General features: G+C 74.3%; 23 protein-coding genes. 14 read left to right on the top strand and 9 right to left on the bottom strand.

All coding sequences use genetic code 11. From position 1 onward, the window contains the following. The first annotated feature begins 135 nt into the window (after positions 1–135). The gene (locus tag CNX65_RS24710; protein WP_096495903.1) at positions 136–702 is read left to right on the top strand and encodes a hypothetical protein; all 567 of its coding nucleotides are present in this window, start codon (positions 136–138) and stop codon (positions 700–702) included. On the opposite strand, the gene CNX65_RS24715 is transcribed toward CNX65_RS24710, so the two are convergent. Next, positions 686–1,771, bottom strand: coding sequence for a peptidoglycan recognition protein family protein (locus tag CNX65_RS24715; protein WP_157767835.1), 1,086 nt, complete (start codon positions 1,769–1,771; stop codon positions 686–688). The genes CNX65_RS24710 and CNX65_RS24715 overlap by 17 nt on opposite strands. Before the next feature lie 123 nt (positions 1,772–1,894). Here CNX65_RS24715 and CNX65_RS24720 point away from each other — a divergent pair, with 123 nt between their 5' ends. Both CNX65_RS24720 and CNX65_RS24725 read left to right on the top strand, forming a co-directional pair. Continuing rightward, positions 1,895–2,107 carry a hypothetical protein gene (locus CNX65_RS24720; RefSeq protein ID WP_096495905.1) on the top strand — a complete coding sequence of 71 codons (213 nt, stop codon included), beginning with the start codon at positions 1,895–1,897 and terminating at the stop codon, positions 2,105–2,107. Positions 2,108–2,172: 65 nt separating this feature from the next. Further along, a complete protein-coding gene (locus tag CNX65_RS24725; RefSeq protein ID WP_096495906.1) occupies positions 2,173–3,654 on the top strand; it encodes a GGDEF domain-containing protein in 1,482 nt (493 codons plus the stop codon). Here CNX65_RS24725 and CNX65_RS24730 read toward each other — a convergent pair. The 3 genes from CNX65_RS24730 to CNX65_RS24740 form a co-directional block, all read right to left on the bottom strand. Further along, a complete protein-coding gene (locus CNX65_RS24730; protein ID WP_096495907.1) occupies positions 3,651–4,421 on the bottom strand; it encodes a cyclase family protein in 771 nt (256 codons plus the stop codon). The two genes, CNX65_RS24725 and CNX65_RS24730, sit on opposite strands and share 4 nt — an antisense overlap. A gap of 509 nt (positions 4,422–4,930) precedes the next feature. Next, entirely contained in the window at positions 4,931–6,031 is a 1,101-nt protein-coding gene (locus CNX65_RS24735) for a zinc-binding dehydrogenase (protein WP_096495908.1), read from the bottom strand. Then, the gene (locus CNX65_RS24740; protein WP_096495909.1) at positions 6,028–6,441 is read right to left on the bottom strand and encodes an acyl-CoA thioesterase; all 414 of its coding nucleotides are present in this window, start codon (positions 6,439–6,441) and stop codon (positions 6,028–6,030) included. Before CNX65_RS24740 ends, CNX65_RS24735 begins: the two co-directional genes overlap by 4 nt. A 561-nt stretch (positions 6,442–7,002) precedes the next feature. Between CNX65_RS24740 and CNX65_RS24745 the strand changes: the two genes are divergently transcribed. The 6 genes from CNX65_RS24745 (at position 7,003) to CNX65_RS24770 (ending at position 15,476) form a co-directional block, all read left to right on the top strand. Beyond that, a complete protein-coding gene (locus CNX65_RS24745) occupies positions 7,003–8,409 on the top strand; it encodes a family 2B encapsulin nanocompartment shell protein (RefSeq protein ID WP_096497983.1) in 1,407 nt (468 codons plus the stop codon). A gap of 45 nt (positions 8,410–8,454) precedes the next feature. Further along, entirely contained in the window at positions 8,455–9,864 is a 1,410-nt protein-coding gene (locus tag CNX65_RS24750) for a family 2B encapsulin nanocompartment shell protein (RefSeq protein ID WP_096495910.1), read from the top strand. Positions 9,865–10,099: 235 nt separating this feature from the next. Then, positions 10,100–11,140, top strand: a complete 1,041-nt coding sequence (locus CNX65_RS24755) for a family 2 encapsulin nanocompartment cargo protein polyprenyl transferase (RefSeq protein ID WP_096495911.1) — start codon at positions 10,100–10,102, stop codon at positions 11,138–11,140. 99 nt (positions 11,141–11,239) lie between these two features. Next, positions 11,240–12,163: a 4-hydroxy-3-methylbut-2-enyl diphosphate reductase gene (ispH, locus tag CNX65_RS24760; RefSeq protein WP_096495912.1), complete on the top strand. Its 924-nt coding sequence runs from the start codon at positions 11,240–11,242 to the stop codon at positions 12,161–12,163. Then, a complete protein-coding gene (locus tag CNX65_RS24765) occupies positions 12,160–14,022 on the top strand; it encodes a 1-deoxy-D-xylulose-5-phosphate synthase (RefSeq protein WP_096495913.1) in 1,863 nt (620 codons plus the stop codon). Before ispH ends, CNX65_RS24765 begins: the two co-directional genes overlap by 4 nt. A gap of 1,115 nt (positions 14,023–15,137) precedes the next feature. Then, positions 15,138–15,476 (top strand): DUF742 domain-containing protein, encoded by a 339-nt coding sequence (locus tag CNX65_RS24770; protein WP_015803732.1) that lies wholly within the window; start codon positions 15,138–15,140, stop codon positions 15,474–15,476. 81 nt (positions 15,477–15,557) lie between these two features. Here CNX65_RS24770 and CNX65_RS24775 read toward each other — a convergent pair whose 3' ends face one another. Both CNX65_RS24775 and CNX65_RS24780 read right to left on the bottom strand, forming a co-directional pair. After that, on the bottom strand, positions 15,558–16,295 hold the full coding sequence (locus CNX65_RS24775) for an anti-sigma factor family protein (RefSeq protein WP_096495914.1): 738 nt from the start codon (positions 16,293–16,295) through the stop codon (positions 15,558–15,560). Positions 16,296–16,300: 5 nt separating this feature from the next. Continuing rightward, positions 16,301–16,867 carry a sigma-70 family RNA polymerase sigma factor gene (locus CNX65_RS24780; protein ID WP_096495915.1) on the bottom strand — a complete coding sequence of 189 codons (567 nt, stop codon included), beginning with the start codon at positions 16,865–16,867 and terminating at the stop codon, positions 16,301–16,303. 630 nt (positions 16,868–17,497) lie between these two features. Between CNX65_RS24780 and CNX65_RS24785 the strand changes: the two genes are divergently transcribed. Both CNX65_RS24785 and CNX65_RS35700 read left to right on the top strand, forming a co-directional pair. Further along, positions 17,498–18,724: a glycosyltransferase family 2 protein gene (locus tag CNX65_RS24785; RefSeq protein WP_096495916.1), complete on the top strand. Its 1,227-nt coding sequence runs from the start codon at positions 17,498–17,500 to the stop codon at positions 18,722–18,724. A gap of 122 nt (positions 18,725–18,846) precedes the next feature. Beyond that, positions 18,847–18,999 carry a hypothetical protein gene (locus tag CNX65_RS35700; RefSeq protein ID WP_157767836.1) on the top strand — a complete coding sequence of 51 codons (153 nt, stop codon included), beginning with the start codon at positions 18,847–18,849 and terminating at the stop codon, positions 18,997–18,999. A gap of 39 nt (positions 19,000–19,038) precedes the next feature. On the opposite strand, the gene CNX65_RS24790 is transcribed toward CNX65_RS35700, so the two are convergent. Continuing rightward, positions 19,039–20,070: an NAD(P)-dependent alcohol dehydrogenase gene (locus CNX65_RS24790; RefSeq protein ID WP_096495917.1), complete on the bottom strand. Its 1,032-nt coding sequence runs from the start codon at positions 20,068–20,070 to the stop codon at positions 19,039–19,041. 97 nt (positions 20,071–20,167) lie between these two features. Here CNX65_RS24790 and CNX65_RS24795 point away from each other — a divergent pair, with 97 nt between their 5' ends. After that, the gene (locus CNX65_RS24795; RefSeq protein ID WP_096495918.1) at positions 20,168–20,752 is read left to right on the top strand and encodes a TetR family transcriptional regulator; all 585 of its coding nucleotides are present in this window, start codon (positions 20,168–20,170) and stop codon (positions 20,750–20,752) included. Positions 20,753–20,826: 74 nt separating this feature from the next. Then, positions 20,827–21,294: a YkvA family protein gene (locus CNX65_RS24800; RefSeq protein WP_232519994.1), complete on the top strand. Its 468-nt coding sequence runs from the start codon at positions 20,827–20,829 to the stop codon at positions 21,292–21,294. On the opposite strand, the gene CNX65_RS24805 is transcribed toward CNX65_RS24800, so the two are convergent. Together CNX65_RS24805 and CNX65_RS24810 are read right to left on the bottom strand one after the other, a co-directional pair. After that, a complete protein-coding gene (locus CNX65_RS24805) occupies positions 21,259–22,368 on the bottom strand; it encodes a YeiH family protein (protein WP_096495919.1) in 1,110 nt (369 codons plus the stop codon). The two genes, CNX65_RS24800 and CNX65_RS24805, sit on opposite strands and share 36 nt — an antisense overlap. Positions 22,369–22,612: 244 nt before the next feature. Further along, the gene (locus CNX65_RS24810) at positions 22,613–23,395 is read right to left on the bottom strand and encodes a lysophospholipid acyltransferase family protein (RefSeq protein ID WP_096497985.1); all 783 of its coding nucleotides are present in this window, start codon (positions 23,393–23,395) and stop codon (positions 22,613–22,615) included. Between the two features lie 137 nt (positions 23,396–23,532). Between CNX65_RS24810 and CNX65_RS24815 the strand changes: the two genes are divergently transcribed. Then, positions 23,533–24,702, top strand: coding sequence for a PP2C family protein-serine/threonine phosphatase (locus CNX65_RS24815; protein WP_096495920.1), 1,170 nt, complete (start codon positions 23,533–23,535; stop codon positions 24,700–24,702). Positions 24,703–24,704 lie beyond the last annotated feature (2 nt).

Consider the following 24,704-nt stretch of genomic DNA (forward strand, 5'->3'; position numbering starts at 1 on the left):
GTGAGCGATCGGTGTCCCGCAGCGTTGGGGCCACCAACGACCCCCTAACCGCGGCCAACCCGAACCCCTGACCCTAACGGGTGGCTACACTCCCGAACCGTGCTCCAGAGGGAGCCCCTTACGGGAGGACGCGCCGTGATCCGGGGCTTGCAGTACTTCGCGGTGTGGACGCTCACCACCGCGGCGGCGATCGGGGTGTCGTGGCTCGGCATCCGCTTCGTCCTGGACGCCGGCGCGCCCGAGCGGCCGAGGGTGGTCGCCGGGCCGACCGGTGAGACGACGCTCGCGGAGCCGACCCCTACGTCGACGTCGCCGAGCCCGGCCCCGTCCCCGTCCACCTCCCCGGAGCCGACCCCCCCGGCGGCCACGCCCACCACGACCACCACCACCCCGGCCCAGGCGCCGCCCGCGCAGCAGACCACCTCCCAGCCGCCCGCGCCGTCCGAGGAGGGCGCGTGGGTCGAGCGGGACGGGAAGCAGGTGTTCATCAAGAGCTTCCGCCTGCAGGGCGGGGTGGCCACGGTGAGCTTCGCCGAGCGCGACATCCAGCCGGTGTCCGCGACCCCGAGGCAGGGCTACGCGGCGGTCGTGGAGCAGCCCGCCGACGCGGTGGTCGTGGTGTTCACGGGCAACGGGCACACCTCCAAGCTGGAGGCGATGTGGGTGGGCAAGCCGCAGTGGCGGATCATCGAGAGCGACTAGCGCCCGTCCGCGCGGGCGCCGGGGCCGGACTAGGGCACCGCGCGGTCGAGCCCGCCGTCGCGCTCGGCGCGCTGGACCCGCTGGTCACCACCGACCCGGACCTCGCCGACCCGCGCTGAGCGCTCAGGCGTCGAGCAGCTCGGCCACGTGCGCGCGCGGCAGCGGGAGCCCGGCGTGGCGGGCGTCGCCGGGGGCACACCGCGCCGTCCCGGTAGTCGCGGTGCCCGTCGATCCCGGTCGGCTCGATGCCGGAGCTCCGGCACACCCGCGCGCACAACCACACCAGCGCCGCCCACTGCGGCGCGGTGGGCAGCCGGTCGGTGTGGGCGCCCTCGTTCTCGATGCCGACGGACTCGCGGTTCTGGCCGGTGTCGCCCCACCCGCGCCTGACGTGCTCGCGCTGGAAGAACAGGGCGAGGCGGCGGGCGTGGGCCTCGGAGCGGTCGTGGGTGTTGTCGGTCGCGGTGTGGTGCACGACGATCCGGCTCGGCCGGTGCGGCGGCGGGACCGAGGTCGCGGTGCGGCAGGCCGAGGTCGGAGGCCGGGCGCAGCGGGCCGCGCCGGTCCGGTCGGGAACCCCGGTGATCGTGGTGCCCACGTCGACCAGGACGTGCTCGGCCCCCAGGTCGTTGTGCGCGAGGACCAGCTCGTCCGGCGGGGGCGGCGGCGGGGTGGCCGGGAAGCGCTCGACGGCCGGGGCGCGCAGGCCGAGCGCGGCGTGGGCGTCGGCGGCCCCGGCCAGCAGCGCGGGCAGGTCCCAGGTCCGCACCAGCGCGACGAAGTCGACCAGGCGGCGGGCCAGGTCGCGGGTGGCGCCCGCGTCCAGCGGCAGCACGTCCGGCAGCAGGCGGTAGGCCGTCCAGGGGCCGTCGACGGCGAGCGGGACGGGCGTCGGGAGCGGGGAGCGGGCGGGCCTCGGCGGACTGGCGCCGTCGCGGCGGCGGCGGACCACGAACTCCCCGTCCACCAGGCGCGCGGTGTTGTCGAGCCCGGAGCCGAGCGGGACGGTTCGGCGCGGCCTGCCGCGGCCGGGCAGGTGGGCGTCGGCGAACCCGCGCGACTCCGGCACGGGGGCGCCCCTGGTCCGCCCCGCGTCGACCGGGTGAGCCCCTCCCGGATCGAGGTGTGAGTCCGCACTGCGGCGGGTAACCGGCGCGCACCCGCGCCGCACGCGCCCCCCGGAGGCCCCGCGATGACCCATCCCCAGACGACCGCGCTCACCGCCTTCGTCGACCGCGCGCAGCGGCCGTTGTGGCTGGGCCTGGCCGCGCTGTTCGCCCTGGTCGGGGCGGTGAACGTGGCGGTGGCGGTGAACGAGTCGGCGTGGTGGCAGGGCGCCGTGGCGCTCCTGCTGCTGGGCGCGTCCTCCGCCTGCGCGCGGTCCGGGCTCAGAACCCGAGCCTGATCCCCCGGCGGGACCCCGCACCTGATCCCCCGGCCTGACCCGCCCCCGGCTGCGACACTGGCCGGGTGCTGGGCGGACCGGGGTTCGGCGGGCTCGTGGCGGTGGTGCTCGGGGCCGCCTCGCTGGCCGCCGGGACCGCCGCCAGCGGGGTGCTGGGCGAGACCGGCTCCACCGCGCTCGACGACCTCGCGCAGCTCGCCGCCGGGCTGTTCGCCGCCGCCTCGTGCCTGGTCACGGCGCGGCGCGCGCACGGCCCCGACCGCCGCTGGCGGGTGCTGCTCGGGCTGGGCGCGCTGAGCTGGTCGGCCGGGCAGGCGGCGTGGACGTGGCAGCAGCTCGTCCTGGCCCGCGCCGTCCCCTCCCCCACGATCGCCGACGCCGGGTACCTCGGGCTGGTGCCGTTCGCGCTGGCCGCGCTGCTCGTCCTCGGCGGGCACCGCGGGGCGCCGCCGCCCGAGGTGCGCACGCCGCTGGTGCCGCCGCTGGACGGGCTGATCGTCGCGGGCTCGCTGTTCCTGCTGACCTGGTCCTCGTCGCTGGGCGCGCTGGTGGCGCGCGGCGGCCCCGACCCGGCGGCGTTCCTGGTCGCCGTGGCCTACCCGGTGACCGACCTGGTGCTGCTCGTGGTCGTGGTGGTGCTCGCCGCCGGGCGGGACGTGCTGCTCCGGTCGCAGCTGCGCCTGATCGGGCTGGGGCTGGTCGGGCTGGCGGTGTCCGACGGCACGTTCGCGTACCTGGTCAGCGCGCAGGCCCCGGCCGTGCCGCCGCTGGCCAACGCCGGGTTCACGCTCGGCCCCGCGCTGCTCGGGCTGGCCGCGCTCGCCCCGCCGCCCGCCGACCGGGGCGAGCCGCGCGCGTCCGCCGGTCCGCGCCGGGCGCACCTGCTGCTGCCGTACCTGCCGCTGCTGCTGAGCTGGGCGGTGGTGCTGCACCGGACCGCGAGCGGGACGACGGGCGAGCTGGACGGGGTGGAGGTGGCGTGCGGGTTCACCGTGTTCGGGGCGGTGGTGGCGCGGCAGCTGGTCGCCCTGGTCGCGAACACCCGGCTCGCGGCGCTGCTGCGCGCGTCCGAGCGGGAGCTGGCGCACCGGGCGACGCACGACGCGCTGACCGGGCTGGCGGGGCGGGCGCTGTTCGAGCGCAGGCTGGCCGAGGCGGTGGCGGAGCACCACGTCGAGGGGACCCCGTTCGGGGTGCTCTTCGTGGACCTCGACCGGTTCAAGGCGGTGAACGACACCGAGGGCCACGCCAGTGGGGACGCGCTGCTCGGGCGGGTGGCCGGGCACCTGCGGGCGTGCGTGCGGGACGTGGACGTGGTGGCGCGGCTGGGCGGCGACGAGTTCGCGGTGCTGATCACCGGGGCGCAGGACCCGGAGGCGGTGGGGCGGCGGGTGCTGGCCGAGCTGGGCGGGATCAGCGCGAGCCTGGGGGTGGTGGTGTGCGCGGACGTCGAGCCGGAGGACACCGCGCAGGCCGTGCTGCACCGCGCCGACCAGGCCATGTACCGGGCGAAGCGGCGCGGCGGCGGCGGGCTGGTGGTGGGCTAGCGGGGGTGCTTGGGCACGAACGCGTACACGCTGGCGGGCGACCCGGACCCGCGCCGGTTGACCGTTCCGCCGACCAGCACGTGCGCCCCGGTCTCCGGCAGCCCGGCCAGGTTCGCGAGGACCTCCAGGCTGATCCGGTGCTCGCGGTAGAGCAGCTTGGAGACCCGGTAGTCGCCGTCGACGCCGGCGTCCGGCCCGAACGCGTCGGTGCCCAGCGCGCCGCGGCGACCGAGCCGCCCGGTGTCCAGCAGCCAGCGGACGGCGGCGACCGAGAACCCCGGCTGGTGGACCTGGCCGGTCTCGTCGCGGTTGTAGAACGCGGGCGTGCCCCAGCGGTCCTCCCAGCCGGTCCACAGGACCACGGCCGCGCAGCGCGGGATGCGCCCGTGCGCGCGCTCCCAGCGCAGCAGGTCGTCGACGGAGAGCTCGTAGTCGGCGTCGCGGGCGGCCCGGTCCCGGACGTCGATCTTCACGGCGGGCAGGAGGAGGTCCTCGGGGTCGAGCTCGTCGGCGTGCGGCTGCCCGTCGGTGAAGTGCGCGGGCGCGCCCCAGTGCGTGCCGGTGTGCTCGCCCTGGTGGAGGTACCGGAGGTAGTAGCCGTCGCGCGCGACGGTGGCGACCGTCTCGGCGGTGAAGGCCGGGTCGCCGGGGTACCCGCTGGTGCGGTCGGGGTCGTTGACGTGCGCGAGGTTGACCAGCCGGTACCCGTCCAGCCCGCCCCGCGCGGGCGCGGCCCGCCGCCCCCGGAGCGCGACCGCCCCGCCCACCGCAACCACCGCACCGGCGACAGCCACCAGCCCACGCACCCGAACCCCTTCCCGCGGAACCGCGCCACCGTACCGACTCGACCGACCACGACCGGCGGCACGACGCGCGCACCGGCCGATCGGGTGAAGCGCGCCGCCTCGCCGGGTGCTCGCGGGGGGCTGGGACGTCGACGGGGCGCTCGGCGGGCGGGCTTCGGCAGCCTGTCCGACATGTCGGCGGTGAGCAGGCTGGACGCCCGCATCCGCGCGCTCGAAACCCGCCTCGACGAGGTCTCCGGCACGCAGGAGATCGTCGTGGAGCGGATGGCCGCGCAGATCGACGAGATCCACCGGAGGATGTCGCTCGTCCTCGCCGTGCTGACGCGCGATCCGGAACTCGCGAAGGCCGCGCACCAGGCGGGGCAGGCGCCTCGCCAGGCGTGCCGGCCTTCCCGGTCAGGTCAGAGCTGGCGTTCTTCTCGTCGCCCACGGATCACTCCTCTCCACGCGCGGTCACCGCTCCCCGCCCCTCACGGCACCACGACCTGCCGCACCGCCTCACCACCGGCCAGCCGGTCGAAGCCCGCGCCCACCTCCTCCAGCGCCAGCCTCCCGCTCAGCAGCCGCTCCACCGGCAGCAGCCCGGCCCGGTGCAGGGCGATGAACCGGGGGACGTCCCGCCCCGGCACGCACGAGCCGAGGTAGCTGCCTTTCAGGGTCCGCTCCTCCGCGACCAGGCTCAGCGCGGGCAGCACCAGCTCCCGGTCCGGGTGCGGCAGGCCGACGGTCACCGTGGTGCCGCCCGGCGCCGTCGCCGCGTACGCCTGGGCCAGCGCGGCGGGCACGCCGGTGGTGTCCACGACCTTGTCCGCGCCTCCCCCGGTCAGCTCCCGGACCGCCTCGACCGCGTCCGGACCGGCCGCCACGGCGTCGGTCGCGCCCAGGTCCAGGGCCAGCTCCCGCTTGCCCGCCACCAGGTCCACGGCCACGATCCGCGCCGCCCCGGCCGCCCTGGCGGCGAGCAGCGCGGCCAGCCCGACCCCGCCGAGGCCGAACACCGCGACCACGTCCCCCGGCCCGACCCGCGCGCTGTGCAGCACCGCGCCCGCCCCGGTGAGCACCGCGCAGCCGAACAGCGCGGCCACCTCGAACGGCAGGTCCGCGGGCGCCTTGGTGGCCGAGCGGGCGGAGACCACCGCGTGCTCGGCGAAGCCGGAGACGCCCAGGTGGTGGTGCGGCCTCGTCCCGTCGGGCAGGCGCAGGCGGCGCGCGCCGGACAGCAGGGCGCCGTCCCGGTTCGCCGCCGCGCCCGGCTCGCACAGCGCGGGCCGCCCGGCCGCGCAGCGGCGGCACGCGCCGCAGGCGGGCACGAACGACAGGACCACGTGGTCGCCGGGCGCGAACCCGGCGGTCCCCTCCCCCACCTCCAGCACCTCGCCCGCCGTCTCGTGCCCGAGCACCATCGGCAGCGGGCGCACGCGCGAGCCGTCGAGCACGGACAGGTCGGAGTGGCACAGCCCGGTGGCGCCGACCCGGACCAGCAGCTCGCCCGGCCCCGGCGGGTCCAGCTCCAGGTCGACGACCTCCAGCGGCCCGCCGACCTCGCGCAGCAGCGCGCCCCGCGTCCTCACGGGACCACCAGCCCGGTCATCGCCGCCCGCAGCCCGTCCGGGATCGGCACCGGCCTGCGGGTGCCCCGGTCGGTGAACACGTGCACGAAGTGCCCCTGCGCCACCAGCTCGTCCGCCCCCTCGCGGTAGAAGCCGACCTCGTACCGGACGCTGGAGCTGCCGAGCTTGCCCACGCGCAACCCGGCGTCGAGCGCGTCGGGGAACGCGACGGCCGCCCGGTAGGAGCAGTGCGACTCGACGCACAACCCGATCGCGGGGCCGCCGTGGATGTCCAGCCCGGCGCCGATCAGCCAGGTGTTGATCACCGTGTCCATGAACGCGTAGTGGACGACGTTGTTGACGTGCCCGTACACGTCGTTGTCGCCCCACCGGGTGGGGACCCGCTGCCAGTGCGGGTAGTGCTCGCGCAACGCCCTGCCACCTCCCGTGCGGTCGCCGATGGCCGCGGGCCCAGTCTGGCGGGCGGGGGCGCGGGCCGTGAAGGGCCGGGACGCGCCCCGCTCGACCGTTGGTGTGACGTGTTTCACAGCAGCGCCAATCACCGCCGCCGGTCACACCGAGTCAGCATTCCGATCCGATCAACCCGAAAACCGGCCACCAACTCGCCGGGCGCGGTGAACGGGACTCCCCGATGCTTTTACCGGAACCACACCACCTCGCCCACGGGGTGAAATCGCCGGCCGACCCCACCGCGCCAGGTCGAGCGCACCGTGCACACCCTCGCCCCAAGGAGTGAGCCGCATTCCCACGAACGAGTTAAAACCACTCGACACGCCGCCCAACCAGCAGGTTCACCCAAAAAAGGCGAATCCACACCGCACAGACACCGTGAGTGCGCTCCGGAAACAGGAATAGCCCCAAGGGCGGACCCCGCATCGGACCCTTCCCGCGCCCTTTCCCGCGCTCGACGCCCCTCACTACGGTCTATCCGGCCCTTCACGACGATTTCCCAGAATTAGGCGGTGTACCCGGTGTCTGTCACCGATCAGGGCGTGGAATCCGAGCGCCCTCAGCTGAGCCTCGGCACTGCGGCTGCCCGCAACCTCGCGACCACCACCAAGTCCGCCCCGCAGATGCAGAACATCACCTCGCGGTGGCTGCTGAAGGTCCTGCCGTGGGAGCAGGCGGCCGGTGGCGCGTTCCGGGTCAACCGCAGGCTCAGCTACGCGGTCGGCGACGGCAGGCTGACCTTCACCAACACCGGCGCCGCCGTGCAGGTCGTGCCGCAGGAGCTGTGCGAGCTGCCGCTGCTGCGCGGGTTCGAGGACGTGGCCGTGCTGGCCGCGCTCGCCTCCCGCTTCAAGCAGCGCGAGTTCGCCGCGGGCGAGGTCGTCGTGGAGCGCGGGCGCACCCAGGACGCCGTGCACCTGGTCGCGCACGGCCGGGTCAACAAGATCGGCGAGACCGAGTACGGCGACCAGACGGTGCTCGGCGTGCTCGCCGACGGCGACCACTTCGGCGGCCAGTGCCTGGCCGGTCCGCAGGGCGTCTGGGACTTCACCGTCAAGGCGATCACCCCGGTCACCATGCTGGTGCTGCCGTGGAGCGTGTTCGAGCAGCTCAACGGCGAGATGGGCGGCCTGCGGGCGCACATCCAGCGGATGGTGAACGCCGGTCGCCAGAAGCAGAACCAGCACGGCGAGGCCGAGATCGACATCGCCTCGGGCCACGAGGGCGAGGCCCCGCTCCCCGGCACGTTCGTGGACTACGAGCTGGCGCCGCGCGAGTACGAGCTGAGCGTCGCGCAGACCGTCCTCAACATCCACACCCGCGTCGCGGACCTCTACAACGAGCCGATGGACCAGGTCGAGCAGCAGCTGCGGCTCACCATCGAGGCGCTGCGCGAGCGCCAGGAGCACGAGCTGGTCAACAACCGCGACTTCGGCCTGCTGCACAACTCCGACCTCGGCCAGCGCATCCACACCCGCACCGGCCCGCCCACCCCGGACGACTTCGACGAGCTGCTGTCCCTGGTGTGGAAGCAGCCGACCGCGTTCCTGGCGCACCCCAAGGTGATCGCCGCGTTCGGCCGCGAGTGCACCAAGCGCGGGATCTACCCGCAGAACACCGACCTGAACGGGCACCTGGTCCCCGCGTGGCGCGGCGTGCCCGTGCTGCCCTGCAACAAGATCGGCATCAGCGACCAGCGCACCAGCTCGGTGATCCTGCTGCGCGCGGGCAAGGACAACCAGGGCGTGATCGGCCTGCACCAGACCGGCCTGCCCGACGAGTACCAGCCCGGCCTGAACGTGCGGTTCATGGGCATCAACGAGCGGGCGGTCATGTCGTACCTGGTCAGCACGTACTACTCCGCCGCGATCATGGTCCCCGACGCCGTCGGCGTGCTGGAGCACGTCGAGCTGGGCCGCGAGGACTGAGCAACCCGGTAGCACCGTCCCCACGACCAGATCGGAAGCACGCACGTGACAGCGATCGACCCCGCCCTGCCGCTCGACGAGATCGAGCGCACGCGCCAGAGCCTGGGCACCGCCGCCGCCCGCAACCTGGCCACCACGACCAAGTCAGCCCCGCAGATGCAGGCCATCTCGGCCCGCTGGCTGCTGCGCGAGCTGCCCTGGGTGCAGACCCAGGCGGGCACGTACCGGGTCAACCGCAGGCTCACCTACGCCGTCGGCGACGGGCGGATCACCTTCACCAGCACCGGTTCCGACATCCGCGTCATCCCACAGGAGCTGCGCGAGGTGCCCGCGCTGCGCGCCTTCGAGGACGACGACGTGCTGACCGCGCTCGCGAACCGGTTCGTGCAGCGCGAGTTCACCCCCGGCGACGTGCTGGTGCAGCGCGGCGACCGCGCCGAGGAGCTCTTCCTCGTCGCGCACGGCAAGGTCGACAAGATCGGCGAGGGCGAGTACGGCAACCAGACCGTGCTCGACGTGCTCGCCGACGGCGACCACTTCGGCAACGGCGTCCTGACCGGCGAGACCGAGCGGTGGGGCTTCACCGCCAGGGCGGTCACGCCGGTGATCGCGCTGGTGCTGCCGTGGGAGACCGTGCAGCAGCTGCGCGACGAGAACAGCCCGCTGCGCGCGATCGTCCACTCGACCACGCGCACCAGGGGCCTGCCGCAGAACAAGCACGGCGAGGCGTCCATCGAGATCGCCTCGGGCCACGAGGGCGAGGCCCCGCTGCCGGGCACGTTCGTGGACTACGAGCTGGCGCCGCGCGAGTACGAGCTGAGCGTCGCGCAGACCGTGCTGCGGGTCCACAGCCGCGTCGCGGACCTCTACAACAAGCCGATGAACCAGACCGAGCAGCAGTTGCGGCTCACCGTCGAGGCCCTGCGCGAGCGGCAGGAGTTCGAGATGGTGAACAACCGCGACTTCGGCCTGCTGCACAACGCGGACCTCAAGCAGCGCATCCACACCCGGACCGGCCCGCCCACCCCGGACGACCTGGACGAGCTGCTCAGCCGCAGGCGCAAGACCGCGTTCATGCTGGCCCACCCGCGCGCGATCGCCGCCTTCGGGCGCGAGGCGACCAAGCGCGGCGTGTACCCCGGCGTGGAGAACCGCAACGGCACCATGGTGACCACCTGGCGCGGCGTGCCGCTGCTGCCGTGCGACAAGATCCCGGTCACCGACCAGGGCACCAGCTCGATCCTGGCGATGCGCGTGGGCGAGCAGGACAGCGGCGTGGTCGGCCTGCACCAGACCGGCATCCCGGACGAGTTCCAGCCCGGCCTGAACGCGCGGTTCATGGGCATCAACGAGCTGGGCGTCATCTCCTACCTGGTGAGCGCCTACTACTCGGTCGCCGTGCTGGTACCGGACGCGCTCGGGATCCTGGAGCACGTCGAGATCGGCCGCGAGTAGCGCGCCCGCCGGGTGGCGGCGCCGGACCACCGGGGTCCCGCGCCGCCACCCGGCGGTCCGGCTCCGGCCAGGCCCGAGGCAACAGCCCGGTTCCCGCCAGGCCGGGGGCGGCGGCCCGCCGCACCGCCCAGCCGCACCGCACAGCCGCACCGCACCGCACCGCACCACCCGCGTTCGACCACCTCGCTCTTCCCCGCTCGTCCGCCAGGCACGCACCCCCGAGTTGGAGTGTCCGATGACCGATCTCGACGTCTCCCCCGCGCGGCGCTCCGCGCGGGACGTGCTGGCCTGGGGCCGGGCGCTGGTGGACCCGGCGCTGCGCGCCGCCGTCGACCGGCTGCCCGAGTCGATGCGCTCCATCGCGGGCTACCACTTCGGCTGGTGGGACGAGCACGGCGCGCCCACCGGCGCGGACGCGGGCAAGGCGATCCGGCCGGTGCTCGTGCTGCTGGCCGCGCGCGCGGTCGGCGGGCGGGCCGAGGACGCGCTGCCCGCCGCGGTCGCGGTGGAGCTGGTGCACAACTTCTCGCTGCTGCACGACGACGTGATGGACGGCGACGCCACCCGCAGGCACCGGCCGACCGCGTGGGCGGTGTTCGGGGTCAACGCGGCGGTGCTCGCGGGCGACGCGCTGATGACGCTGGCGCTGGACGTGCTGGCCGCGAGCGGGCACCCGGCGTCGGCGCGGGGCATCGTGCTGCTGAGCGCGGCCGTGCAGGAGCTGCTCGACGGGCAGAGCTCGGACCTCGGGTTCGAGGAGCGCGACGAGGTCGGCGTCGCCGAGTGCGTGCGCATGGCCGAGGGCAAGACGGCGGCGCTGCTGGGCGCGTGCTGCTCGCTGGGCGCCCTGTTCGGCGGCGGCTCCGCCGACCAGGTGGGCGAGCTGGGGCTGTTCGGCGAGCGGACGGGCCTGGCGTTCCAGTTCGTGGACGACCTGCTGGGCATCTGGGGCGACCCGGCCGCCACCGGCAAGCCGGTGCACTCGGACCTGCGCAACCGCAAGAAGTCGCTGCCCGTGGTGGCCGCGCTGGCCTCGCGCAGCCAGGCCGGGCGCGAGCTGGCCGGGCTGTACCGGGGGCGCGGCGAGCTGGCCGGGGCGGCGCTGGAGGAGGCGGCCGGGCTGGTCGAGCAGGCCGGGGCGCGGGCGTGGGGCCAGCGGCGGGCCGACGAGCTGCTCGCGCAGGCCAGGACGCACCTGCGGGCGGCGGGCGTCGACCCGGTCGCGGCGCGCGAGCTGGACGCCGTCGCCGTGCTGATGACCCGACGCGACCGCTGAGCCCTGACCGCCGAGCCCTGACCGTCGAGCCCTCGCAGCTGAGCCCTCGCAGCTGAGCACCGACCGCCGAGCCCCGACCAGAACCAGCCAGGAGCGCCCATGGGAGTCCCACTCGTGCTGCTCGCCTCGCCCCGGTCGTTCTGCGCCGGGGTCGAGCGGGCGGTGGAGATCGTCGAGCAGCTGCTGCGGCGGCGCGGCGGCCCGGTCCACGTGCGCAAGCAGATCGTGCACAACACGCACGTGGTGGCGCGGCTGGAGTCGATGGGCGCGGTGTTCGTGGACGAGCTGGACGAGGTGCCGGACGGGGCCGTGGTGGTGTTCTCCGCGCACGGGGTGTCGCCCGCGGTGCGCGCCGAGGCCGACCGGCGCGGGTTCGAGGTGGTGGACGCGACCTGCCCGCTGGTGACCAAGGTGCACGCGGAGGCGCGCCGGTTCGCCGGGCGCGGGGACACCGTGGTGCTGATCGGGCACGCCGGGCACGAGGAGGTCGAGGGCACGCTCGGCGAGGCCCCGGACCGGGTGCTGCTGGTGGACAGCCCGGAGGCGGTGGCGGCGCTGGAGGTCGAGGACCCGGAGCGGGTGTCCTACCTGATGCAGACGACGCTGGCGGTGGACGAGGCGGCCGAGGTCGTCGCGGCGCTGCGCAAGCGCTTCCCCGCACTGCGCGGCCCCTCTTCGGACGACATCTGCTACGCCACCACGAACCGCCAAGAGGCGGTACGGGAGGTCGCGCGCGAGGCCGATCTGGTCCTCGTGGTCGGTTCAGCGAACTCATCCAACTCGGCAAGGCTGGTGGAACTGGTGCGCCGCGAGGGCGTGCCCGCCCACCTGATCGACGACGTGCGCGACCTGCGCCCGCGATGGCTGGAGGGGGTGCGCGTGGTGGGGTTGAGCGCGGGGGCGTCCGCGCCGCCGGGACTGGTGGACGAGGTCGTGGCGGTGCTGGACGCGCACCGGGTCGAGGTGCGGGAGACCACCGTGGAGACCATCCGGTTCACGCTGCCCCCCGCGGTGCGGAGGTGAGCGGCGCGCCGGGTGGCACAGCCCGCCCCCCGCACGCCGACGCGGACGGGGCCCCGCAGCCCCGGTCCGAGGGGATGCCGACCTCGCTGGAGCAGCTGACCGGGCCGGAGGCGCTGCGGGCGGTGCCCGAGCGGGCGCTCCCCGCGCTGGCGGCGGAGATCCGGCGGTTCCTGGTGGAGAAGGTGTCGCGGCGCGGTGGGCACCTGGGGTCCAACCTGGGCGCGGTGGAGCTGACCATCGCGCTGCACCGGGTGTTCGACTCGCCGCACGACGTGCTGCTGTTCGACGGCGGCCACCAGGCGTACGCGCACAAGGTGCTCACCGGTCGGGCCGCCGGGTTCGACGGGCTGCGCGGGTTCGGCGGGCTGTCCGGCTACCCGAGCGCGGCCGAGTCGCAGCACGACGTGGTGGAGAACTCGCACTCGTCCACCGCGCTGTCCTACGCGGACGGGATCGCGCGGGCGCTGCGGTTGCAGGGCTCGGACCGGCGCGTGGTGGCGGTGGTCGGGGACGGCGCGCTCACCGGCGGCATGGCCTGGGAGGCGTTGAACAACCTGGCCTCGGCGGACTACCCGGTGATCGTGGTGGTCAACGACAACGCGCGCTCGTACGCGCCGACGGCGGGCGGGCTGGCCGCGCACCTGGGCCGGTTGCGGGAGCGGCGGGCGCACCCGGTGTTCGAGGAGCTGGGGCTGCCGTACCTGGGGCCGGTGGACGGGCACGACGTGCCCGCGCTGGAGGGCGTGCTGGCCGAGGCCGCCGCGCTGGGCAGGCCGGTGGTGGTGCACTGCGCGACCCGCAAGGGCCGGGGCTACCCGCCCGCCGAGGGCGACGCGGTGGACTGCCTGCACGCGGTGTCGCCGTCGGGGGGCACGGGCGAGCGGGGCTGGGCGGACGTGTTCGGGGCGGAGCTCGCCGAGATCGGGCTCCGGCGGGCGGACGTGGTGTGCGTGACGGCGGCGGTGCAGGGGCCGAGCGGGCTGGACGCGTTCGCGCGGCGGTTCCCGGAGCGGGTGTTCGACGTGGGCGTGGCCGAGCAGCACGCGGTGACGTCGGCGGCGGGCATGGCGATGGCGGGCGCGCACCCGGTGGTGCCGCTGGCGTCGACGTTCCTGCAGCGGGCGTTCGACCAGGTGCTGATGGACGTGGCGCTGCACCGGCTGCCGGTGACGCTGGTGCTGGGCGGGGCCGGGGTGACCGGTCCGGACGGGCCGAGCCAGCAGGGCCTGTGGGACGCGGCGCTGCTGGCGCTGGTGCCGGGGATGCGGGTGGCCGCGCCGCGCGACCCGTCGCGGTTGGTGGAGCTGCTGCGCGAGGCGGTGGCGGAGCGGGAGGCGCCGACGGCGCTGCGGCACCCGAGCGGTCCCGCGCCGGAGGACGTGTTCGCGCTGCGCCGGGTCGGCGGGTGCGACGTGCTGCACGAGGCGCACGCGGCGCGGGCGCTGCTGGTGGCGGTCGGGCCGATGGCCGGGGTGTGCCTGGAGGCGGCGGAGCTGCTGGCGGGGCGGGGCGTCGGGGTGGACGTGGTCGACCCGAGGTGGATCGCGCCGCTGGACCCGGAGCTGCTGCGGTTGGCGGGCGGGCACCGGGTGGTGCTGGTGGTGGAGGACGGCGTCGCGGGCGGGTCGCTGGGCGCGCGGCTGGCGCAGGCGGTGGGGAGCGCGCGGGTGCGGTCGCTGGCGCTGCCGGTGGAGTTCCTGCCGCACGGCGAGCGGGCTGAGCTGCTGCGGCGGCGGGGGTTGGCGGCGGGCGACGTCGCGGCGGCGGTGCGGCGGGCGGTGGACGAGGACTCGCTGACGGTGTCGGCCTCGGTGTGCGACTGCCTGCAGGACGTCCTGCCGTACCGCGGTGAGCGCTGACGGGCGCTTCCCGCCCGCCCCTCGGGTCGGGCGGGAAGCGGGCGGGGTTCTCCCCCGGTTCGGGCGTTCGGCGCGGCGTTCGGACGCGGCGGCGCTGATCGGGTGGTGCGGACCGGTGGTCCACCGGGGCGCGGTTCCTTTGCGCACCAAGGGTTGTTGGGCACCGACGTGAGGCGCGGGAACGTTCCGGTTCCGCTACGGCGAGGTTTCAGCCTCAGGCAAAACCGTTGGCGAGCAAGGTTTTCCCAGCCGTTCCCCGAACTGCTCCGAGGGCACCACGGTTCGCGCGACCACTCGGCGCACCCCGGTGCGACCACCCGGCCGCACAGTGCCGCCACACCGCGCAACACCGCCGCAACCGAAGCGCCCCACCGGGTTCCCCCCTTCGGCACAGCACCACCACACCCCCGCGCGCGGGTCCGGGCACGAGGCCCGGAGCGGCGTCCGGCGGGTACCTCAAGCCTTGGTCAACAGAAGTTGTGAGAGCGCTCTCCCCCTGGCTAGCTTTCTGCACCGGCCACAAGCCGAGCAGGTGGTGAGCTCATCACCGGGACACCCGACCCCGAGCGTTCTTGCGAGGTGCCGAATGGTCAACGCGACCCCCATCGGGTAGCCAGGGAGGTCGCCTGGGGCGCCACCCGCCTCAGGCGACCGAGAAGAGCCGGGGACCGGCCGGGCCGGGAGGTCGATCCGCTGTGGACGGACCGCGCGCCGCGCGCCGTCCACTCAGGGCACGCCGGAGAGTAGTTAGCGTTGCTAGTAAACGGCATTGCCGAAAACGCGCGGTGACGGGATGCCGAACAAGCCCGGTCACCCTGAGTTTGTGCATCGATGCAGCACAGGGCCTCGCGAGGGGTGCGAACCACCCGTGCACCGGGCCAAATTTCCCACCAGATGAGAAGCATGATTGAAGATCGACCACGCCGACCTGGGCTTCATCACGGATCGGATGCAACCTTGCACCGATCGTGACGGAATACTCGAATTTTTCCCAGATAACGGGAAGTTCGCGACAGCGACTCCCCGTACCCCTATCGTTCAAGCGCGCTCAGTGACCGAAAAGTGACCTGAACGCGCCCGGCCCGTGAAGACCACGACGACCGCCAAGGAGCACCGTGACGATTAGGGTCCGGCCCTACACGATGACGGGCGGACGGACGCGCTCGACGACCAGCCTCGCCATCGAGACGATCGTCTCGACGAACGAGCGGGCCGGACGCGACGCACTGACCTCCACCGCCGAGCACCGCGTGATCAGCGACCTCTGCCGCACCCCGCACTCCGTCGCGGAGGTGTCCGCGCGCCTCAGGCTCCCCCTGGGCGTGGTCCGGGTGCTGCTGTCGGACATGTCCGACCTGACGCTGATCAACATCCACGAGAACATGGAGACGGGCGAGAAGGGCCCGACCATGGCGCTGATGGAGCGGGTGCTCTCCGGGCTGCGCGGCCTGTAGCGACCGTCCACACGCGACGGAGCGCGCGCACCGAGACGTCGTCGGCCCCGGAACCGCTGAGGTTCCGGGGCCGACCGCCGTTCAGTCCGAGGTCGGCAGCAGCAGGAGGACCTCGCCGCTGTCCTTGTCCCGCACCGCGAACTCCGTGATCTCGTGCCACCGCAGCGCGAGCCCGCCGGGGACCGTGACGGTCTCGCCGGTCCGGGCGCCCTCGGCGTCGTCGGCGGTGACGAGCCAGGTGGCGACGGGGTAGGTCTTCCCGTCGCGCGACTTCGCGACCAGCTCGCCGGTCTTCGCCCTGACGCCCCTGACCTCGAACTCCAGCGAGGTCCCCCACGGCTCGGGCGAGGCGCTGACCCGCGCCCAGACACCGGTCTCGGCGTTGGTGCGCACCAGCTCGCCCGAGGCGTCGACGCTGTTCTTCGCCACCTCGGTCTGCCGGGGCGAGCCGCCGTCCTGCGCGACGAGGTCCCCGGACGAGACGATCCCGTAGGTCGCCGCCGAGGAGAGCGCGATCAGCGCCAGCGCGGCAGCCGCCGCGCAGAGCGAGTACTTGCGGCGCTTGCGGGCGCGGTCCAGGGAGACCACGTCCAGCATGGAGCGCACCGAGCGGCCGTCCGGGCGCTCGCCCGCGTCGGAGCTGAGCAGCCCCGCGGCGTTCGCCTCGTCGAGCAGGTCGGGCAGTTGCGCGAAGTCGCGCAGGTCGAGCGCGCACCGGCGGCACTGGGCGAGGTGGTTCTCGAAGGCGTCGACCTCGTCCTCGTCGAGGATGCCGAGGACGTACGCCGCGACGTCGACGTGGTTCGGCAGCGAACTCACCTGTGTCAGCCCCGATCCTGAAGCGCCCGCCGCAGGGCGCGAAGTGCGTAGTAGACCCTGGATTTGACCGTGCCCGGCGGAACTCCGAGCACCTCCGCGGCTTCCCCCACGGTACGGTCGCGCAAGTACGTTTCGAGAATAGCCTCCCGGTGTTCCTGGGTTAGCCCGTTCATCGCCTCGGCGACGACGATCGCCGCGAGCGTCCGGTCCGCCTCGTCGTGCGAGGGGGCCTCGTCGGACGGGGTCAGCTCCGACTCCTGCGGGCGCACGCTGCGCTTGCGGCGGTCGTCGATGACGAGCCTGCGGGCGACGGTGAACAGCCAGGACCGCAGCAGGACGGGGTCCCGCTCCAGCTTCTCGGCGTTGCGCCAAGCCCTGACCAGCGTCTCCTGCACGATGTCCTCGGCCCACTGCCGGTCGCTGCCGGTCAGCCGCATGGCGTGCCCGAGCAGCCCGCTGCCGAACTCCCGGTAGAGCCTCCTGATGAGCTCGTCCTCCGGACGCGCTTCTCCGAGGGGACGATCCCGCTCTTCTTGGTGTTGAGTGCGTCTTTGCCGCGCCACGCGGAGCATCCAAGCGCGCCGGGAGGGCAAAAGTCGAGCTTTTCCGGGCAAAAAAAGTGGTCGAATCGTTTGTGAACCGTCACCGGTCCGTTCTCGTACCCACCCGTTCCGGGGTGGACGGACCGACTTCGCACCCGATCCGGATTGAACCGCAAGGCGGTAAGCGCGTTAGCCTGTTCGGTCCACTCGCAGTAGACCGTCCAGCCGTCCGGGACGCGTCCGAACCGGGCAGACCGCGGGCCTGCGGGCTGCGCGCCCGGTGGCGCGGGAGGCGGGCCCACGGCGACTCTGGCAGCGGGAACCTCCCGTGGCAACCCCGATCCCGAACCGTCGCGGCGGACCGGGACGCGGCGCGCGCCGGTCCCGTGTGGACGGCGGCGGCGTTCACGGGAGCGGCGCCGGGTCGACCGCCCCGGTGGCGCGGTCGAGCGGGTTCGGGGCGGCGTGCGGGCGCTTCCACCGTGCGGAAGAACACTCCCGCCTGAGCCGCAGCACCGGTCCGCGGCGCAGCGGCTGGTGCTCTCGCGCCGCTGCGCAGGGCGGGAAGAACCCGCCGCCCCCCGCTCGTCGACCAGGTCCGGGCGAGCTGTTACCTGAACGCGCTAGCCGCGTAACCCGAACAGCCCAGCATTCCCGCGTATGACGCGGAACAGCGGAGTCACCGTCGTGGGCATCCCCGCGCGCGACGAGGAGCGGACCGTGCGCGGGGTGGCCGAGGCCGCCGACGCCGGGTTGCGCCTTGCCTTCCCCCACGGGGACAACGCCGTCGTGCTCGCCGACAACGGCAGCACCGACGGCACGGTGGCCCGGTTCGCCGAGACGCCGCTGCGCGCGCGCAAGGTCGTGGCGCGCAGCGGGCGCGAGGGGACCGGCAAGGGCACCAACGTGTTCGCGGTCTTCGACCGGGCGCGCGAGCTGGGCGCGGACCGGGTGCTGCTGCTCGACGCGGACGTGCGCTCGGCCGAACCGGGCTGGGTCGGCGCGCTGGCCGAGGCGGTGGACGGGGACGAGCCGGTGATGGCGCTGCCCTGCTACCGGCGCGACCGGTACGAGGCGAACACGACCAACCACCTGGTGAGCCCGCTGCTGGCGGCCGTGCACGGGGCGCACGTGCAGCAGCCGATCGGCGGCGAGTTCGCGTTCAACCGGGCGTTCCTGGAGCGGGCGGCGACCTGGGAGCGGCCGGACAGCGCGCAGCTGTACGGGATCGACGTGTGGCTGACCGCGAACGCGCTGCGGGAGGGGCTGCGGCTGGTGGAGGTCCCGCTGGGGCGCAAGCTGCACAACTCGCCGTTCCCGAAGATCCTGCGGCTGCCGCAGCAGGTGCTGGACTCGCTGTTCCACGTGGTGCTGGCGACCGACCGGGTGCGCGGCGCCGCGCCGCGCGGGTCGGGGCTGCGGCAGGCGGTGGACGTGGCGGCGGTGCCGCAGGACCCGGCGGTGGTGGCGCGGGTGGCCGACGCGGTGGGGCGGTACCTGGCGGCGCACCGGGGCGACGTGCTCGCGCTGTTCCCGGCGGCGCGCGGCCTGGTGTCGGCGCCGTGGGGGCTGCGGGTGGGCGCGCAGGTGTGGCCGGAGCTGCTGGCGGACGCGGTGGTGGCGCTGTCGGAGGGCTGGTTCACGTCGGCGCGGGACCACCTGGTGGCGCTGTACGTGAACCGGGTGATGACGTTCTGGGACGAGATCGAGGGGTTGGACGGGGCCGCCGTGGACGCGGTGCTGGACCGCCAGGCCGCGGAGACGGCTCGGGCGGTCGCGGGGCGCGGGGTGGAGCTGGGCGGTCGGGTGACCGGGCCTGGCGCCTTCCACGTCGGGCACTGGAGCGGGTTCACCGCCGACGAGCCCGCGCGGGGGCTCGCGGTGTGACGCGGTCGCGCCTCTGGCGGGAGTGGTGAAACCCGCCAGAGGCGTAACGCGGACGACCTCGGCAGCGCTTTCCAAGCATGGGAGCGGAGCGCGTCGGGCAGCGGAGGTGGTCCAGGCCCCTGTTGGCGCTGGCCGCGGTGTTCCTGGTGGTCGCGGTGTGGAACGGGGTGCTGACCGTCACCGAGGGGATCGGGTGGCGGGGCGCGACGGCGGCCGGGTGCGCGGTCGCGTCGGCCAGCCTGTTGTGCGTCGCGGCTGCGGACCGGTGGCGCTGACCACATGGCGCTGATCCCCTTGCGCGGCAACCGGTCGCGCTAGTCGAGGTCGCTCAGGTCGAGCACGAACCGGTAGCGCACGTCCCCGCGCCCCAGCCGCTCCAGCGCCTCGCCGACCCGCGCGGAGGGCAGCACCTCGACGTCGGCGACCACCCCGTGCTCGGCGCAGAACCGGAGCATCTCCGCCGTCGCCGGGAGCCCGCCGCTGCCGCTGGAGGTGAGCTTCTTGCGCCCTGCCAGCAGGTCCATGGTCTCGACGCGCACCGGCCCGAGGTAGCCGACCTGGGTCAGCGCGCCGTCCCAGGCGACCATCTTCAGGTACGGGGCGAGGTCGTGCGGCACGGCGATGGTGTCGACGACGACGTCGAACCGGTCGCGCGCCCGCTCGACCTGCTCGGGGTCGGTGGAGACGATGAAGTCCCCGGCCCCCAGCGCCCGCGCGTCGTCGGCCTTGTCGGCGGTGCGGCTGATCACCGAGACCTCCGCGCCGAGCGCGACGGCGAGCTTGACCGCCAGGTGCCCGAGCCCGCCGAGCCCGGCCACGGCGACCCGGCTGCCCGGCCCGACGCCGAGCGCGCGCAGCGGCTCCCAGACCGTGATGCCCGCGCACATCAGCGGCGCGGCGGCGGCCGGGTCGAGCCCCTCGGGCAGGTGGTGGGCGAACGCCTCGCGGACCACATGCTCGCGGCTGTAGCCGCCGAGCGTGGTGCTGCCGTCGTGCCGGTCGGTCCCGCCGTAGGTCAGGGCGGGGAACTCGCGGCAGAAGTTCTGCTGCCCCGCCAGGCACGGCGCGCAGGTCCCGCACGAGTCGACGATGTTGCCCACGGCCACCGGGTCGCCGACCGCGAACGCGGTGACGTCGGGGCCGATCTCGGTGACCACGCCGGTGAACTCGTGGCCGGGCACCAGGGGCGTGGCGCCGTCGTGGGAGCGCAGGTGATGCAGGTCGGTGTGGCAGACCCCGCAGTGGTCGACGCGCACGGCGATGTCGTCGGCCCGCAGGTCGCGCCGCTGGAGCGCGGACCGCACGAGCTCGCCGCCCTCGGCGCGCCAGCCGGTGGTCGTCCTCATGGTGGGCACCCCTTCAAACAGACTGTTCGGTTTGTTTGACCGTAGGGCAGCTCGGGACCAAAAGCAAACCAACCGGTCTGTTTGCTAATCTGGGCGCATGGCAGAGCAGGCGCTGACCCCCAGAGGAGCCGCGACCAGGGCGCGGATCATCGAGGCGGCCACCGCCGAGTTCACCGAGCACGGCATCGCGGGCGCCCGCGTCGAGCGGGTCGTGGCGGCGGCGCGCACCAACAAGGCCCAGCTCTACGCGTACTTCGGCAGCAAGGACGGCCTGTTCGACGCGGTGCTGGGCAGCCTGATGGACCGGATCGTGGACGTGGTCCCGATCGACGCCACCGACCTCGCGGACTGGGCGGTGCGGCTGTACGACGACTACCTGGTCCGGCCCGAGGTGGTGCGGCTGGCCACCTGGACCCGCCTGGAGCGCCGCCCGACCGGCCACCTGGTGCTCGACCACGAGCAGCGCGAGGACGGGAAGCTGCGCGCGATCGCCGAGGCGCAGGCCGCCGGGCTGGTCGTGCCGGGCGACCCGTTCGACGTGATGGTGCTGGTGCTCTCGATGTCGCTGGCCTGGTCGCCGGTCAGCACCTCCTACGCGGCGAGCGCCGACGAGCCCGCCGAGGCGCACGAGCGCCGCAGGTCCCTGCTGCGCGAGAGCGTGCGGCGCGCGGTCATGCTCTGACGCGGCCCAAACGCCGTCCTGCTCACCGCCGTTCGGGCCCCACGCGGGCCCCGCGCCCGCCTACCATTGGGCCCGTGATCCTCTTCGGCGGACTCCTGGTCCTGCTCGGCGCGTCCACGCTGATCTGGCGCGACGCCGACATCGTCGGCCTCTCCCCCGACGCCTCCGGCGGCCTGCTCCTGGCGCTCGGCGCCGCCGCGATCGCCGCGGGCTTCGCGCTGCGCGCGCGCCGCCGCGCCAGGCGGATCGCGAACGGCGAGCCGGAACCGCTGGGCTCGGTGGTCGACCGGGCCAGGGCGGTGCCCCGGATGCTGCGCGACCGCAAGGCGTACGGCATCGGCGGCGGTCAGCTCGCGGCGTGGGCGTTCGCGCTGGTGTACGTCGTGTCCCCGGTCGACCTGCTGCCCGAGCTGCTGCCGATCATCGGCGTGACCGACGACGCGGGCGTGGGCGTGTGGCTGCTCACCAGCCTGTCCGCGGCGGCGGGCGGCTACCTGCGGTGGGAGTCAGAAAAGCGCGAGGGCCAGCCCCAGCGCGGCTAGCGCGTTCACGGCGGTCGACGCGGCGAACACCCCGATCGGCCGCCACCCGGCCTGGCGCAGCGCGCCCGCCCGGAACTCCAGCCCGATGCTGGTGAACGCCAGGATCAGCAGCCACGTGCGCAGGTCGTTGACCACCCCGATCGCCGCCTTGCCCGAGGCGGGGTCGGCGGTGGCCAGGTAGGCGGTGGCGATGGCCGAGGTGGCCAGGAAGCCGAGCACGAACTTCGGGAACCTGTCCCACAGCTGCCGCCCCGCCGACACCTCGGGTCGCCGCCCCTCCACGCGCAGCGCGAAGTACGCGGTCAGCGCGACCGCGACCACGCCCAGCAGCGCGTTCTGGGTGACCTTGACGATCGTGGCGACCTGCAGCGACTCCTCCCCCGCGAGCGCGCCCGCCGCCGTGACGGCCGCCGTGGTGTCGATGTTGCCGCCGATCCACGCGCCGGTGGTGCGCGGGTCCAGGCCCAGCGCGGTCGCCGCCAGCGGCAGCAGGAAGATCGACGGCAGGGCGAACACGATCACCAGGCTGGCGCTGTAGGCCAGCTGCTCGCGCTTGGCCTGCACCGCGCCCGCCGCCGCGATGGCCGCGCTCACCCCGCAGATCGCGACGGCCGCCGACAGCAGCGCCCGCAGCTTCTCGTCCAGCCCGAGCCTGCCGCCGAGCCACCAGGAGAACCCGAACACCAGGCTGATCAGCACGACGGACTGGACCAGCGCGGGTCCGGCTGCGTCGGCGAGGACGGCGAGGTTGATCGAGGCGCCGAGCAGCACCAGGCCGGTCTTGATGAAGAACTCGGTGCGGAAGCCGCCCGCCAGGCGGTCGCGCACGCCCAGCGCGCCCAGGAGGGCGTTGCCGAGCAGGCCGAGGGCGATGGCGTAGACGGGGAACTCGACGGCCGCCCCGACGCCCTCCCAGGAGGTGCCCTCGGTGGCGTCGGGGACGGTCTCGGACAGGTGCCGGGCGGCGGCGGACAGGGCCAGGACGACCAGCGCGCCGAGGACCGCGAGGCCCAGCGGCGAGCGCTCCCCCGGTTCGGCGCCGGTCCGCTCGACCGCCCGCTCCTCGGCGCTCACGGGATCAGTCCGGGCGGGATGGCGCCGGTCAGCGCCAGCGCGAGCAGGAGCAGGCCCGCGAGGACCGCGAGCCAGTCCTCCGTCAACCAGGTGCGATCGTCCACGCCAGCACGCTCCGGGGTGCGCTGAGAACAATGTTCACCCGAACGTAACGACCCCGGCGCGCACCGTCACCGCTTCCCGCAGGGTGGAACAAAAACGCGGTGAACAGCGGAAACACCGGTCTCCGCCGTCCACCGGCCGATCACTCGGCGATCCGCCGCCCCGCGTCGGGCTCCTGCTCCGGGACCACGTCCGCGACCCGCCGCGCGTCCGCCCGGTCCACCAGCTCGCGCTTCGGCGCGGGCTCGCCGCGCAGCCCCTCCAGCAGCCCGGTGATCGCCGCCATGATCCGCGCCGTCGCCTCGTCCAGCACCTGCTTGGTCATCGGCTTGCCGTACAGGTCCGACAGGTCCACCGGGTCGCCGCAGGTGATCTGCACCTTCGTCCACGGCCGGGGCCGCGCCGAGCCCTCGGGGAGGAGCCGCTCCGGCCCCCACTGCGCGACCGGCACCACCGGCGTCCGCGTCGCCAGCGCCACCCGCGCCACCCCGGACTTGCCGCGCATCGGCCAGTGGTCGGGATCGGAGGTGAACGTGCCCTCCGGGTACACCCCGACGCACTCGCCCTCCGCGAGGGCCGTGCGCGCCGCGTCCAGCGCCAACCCGGCCCGCGCGCTGCCCCGGTCCACCGGGATGTGCCTGCCGGAGCGCATCACCGCGCCGATCACCGGGGCGGTGAACAGGTTGGCCCGCGCCAGGTAGCGCGGGATGCGCCCGGAGGCCAGCGCGTAGGCGGTCAGCAGGATCGGGTCCACGTTCGACAGGTGGTTCGACGCGAGCAGCACCGCGCCGGTCTTCGGCACCTTCTCGCGCCCGGTCATGCGCATCCGGACGAACAGCACCAGGAGCGGCCAGATCAACTCGATCGCCAGTCCGTACCAGATCCCCCGGCCGCGCCGGGGCAGCCTCGGCGTCAACGCCACCATCTCGGAGAAGCTCACGACGGGAATCCTCGGACATGCCGCTCCGGGCTCGCGCGCCGCCCCGCGACACGCCGCCACCGGGAACGCTTCCCTGCCCGTCCACCGGCTGATCAGGTTCAGCTAGGGTCCCGCACGTGCCCATGAGCGCGGTCGACCGCATCAGCGTGCTTCTCGTCGAGGACGACGAGGGCGACGCCATCCTGGTCGAAGCACTTCTGGAGGAGGTCGGGGCGGACGTCGAGCTGCTGCGCGCGCGCACGTTGCGCGAGGCCACGACGCAGCTGTCCGGCGCGGACTGCGTCCTGCTCGACCTCGGACTCCCCGACACCACCGGCCTGGACGGGCTGCTGGACCTGCTGGCCCAGCCCGCGCCCGCCGCCATCATCGTGCTGACCGGTCTCAACGACGAGCACCAGGGGATGCGCGCGGTCGCCGCGGGCGCCGAGGACTACCTCGTCAAGGGGCAGGTCGACGGCGCGGCGCTGCTGCGCGGCATCCGGTACGCGGTGGGTCGCAAGCAGGCCGAGGAGACCCAGCGGCAGCTGCGGGACGAGAAGCTGCACGCGGCCGAGAAGACCCGCCTGGAGCGCGGCCTGCTGCCGTCGCCGCTGCTGCGCGGACCGGCGCCGCTGGTGAAGGAGCGGTACCGGCCCGGCGGCAGCCGGATGCTGCTGGGCGGCGACTTCTACGACACCGTGCAGGCCCACGACGGCACCCTGCACGTGATCATCGGCGACGTGTGCGGCCACGGCCCGGACGAGGCCGCGCTGGGCGTGCTGCTGCGGATAGCGTGGCGCGCGCTGCTGCTGGCCGAGCAGACCCCCGAGCGGGTGCTGCACACGATGCACGAGCTGCTGGAGCTGGAGCGGCACCAGCCGGGGCTGTTCACCACCGCGTGCATGATCTCGGTGGCCCCCGACCGGCGGTCCGCGCGGGTGTTCCTGGCCGGGCACCCCGAGCCGATCCTGATGGCGGGCGAGAAGATCGTCGAGCTGCCCAGGACGCGCGCGGGGCTGCCGCTGGGCGTGCTGCCGGACAGCGAGTGGGACGCGCTGGACGTCGAGCTGCCGCCCGACTGGTCGTTGATGATCTACACCGACGGCCTCGTGGAGGGCCGGATCGGCAACGACTCGGAGCGGCTCGGCTCGGAGCGGCTGATCGAGCTGATCGGCCAGGTCCGCGCGGGGGCGCGGGGCGGGGCGATCGATCCCGACGAGCTCCTGGACTCGCTGATCTCGCGGGTTAAGGAGCTGAACGGCGGGGAACTGGACGACGACATGGCCGTGCTGTTGATATCGGAGCAGAGCTGACT

This window comes from Actinosynnema pretiosum, assembly GCF_002354875.1.
GTDB lineage: Bacteria > Actinomycetota > Actinomycetes > Mycobacteriales > Pseudonocardiaceae > Actinosynnema > Actinosynnema auranticum.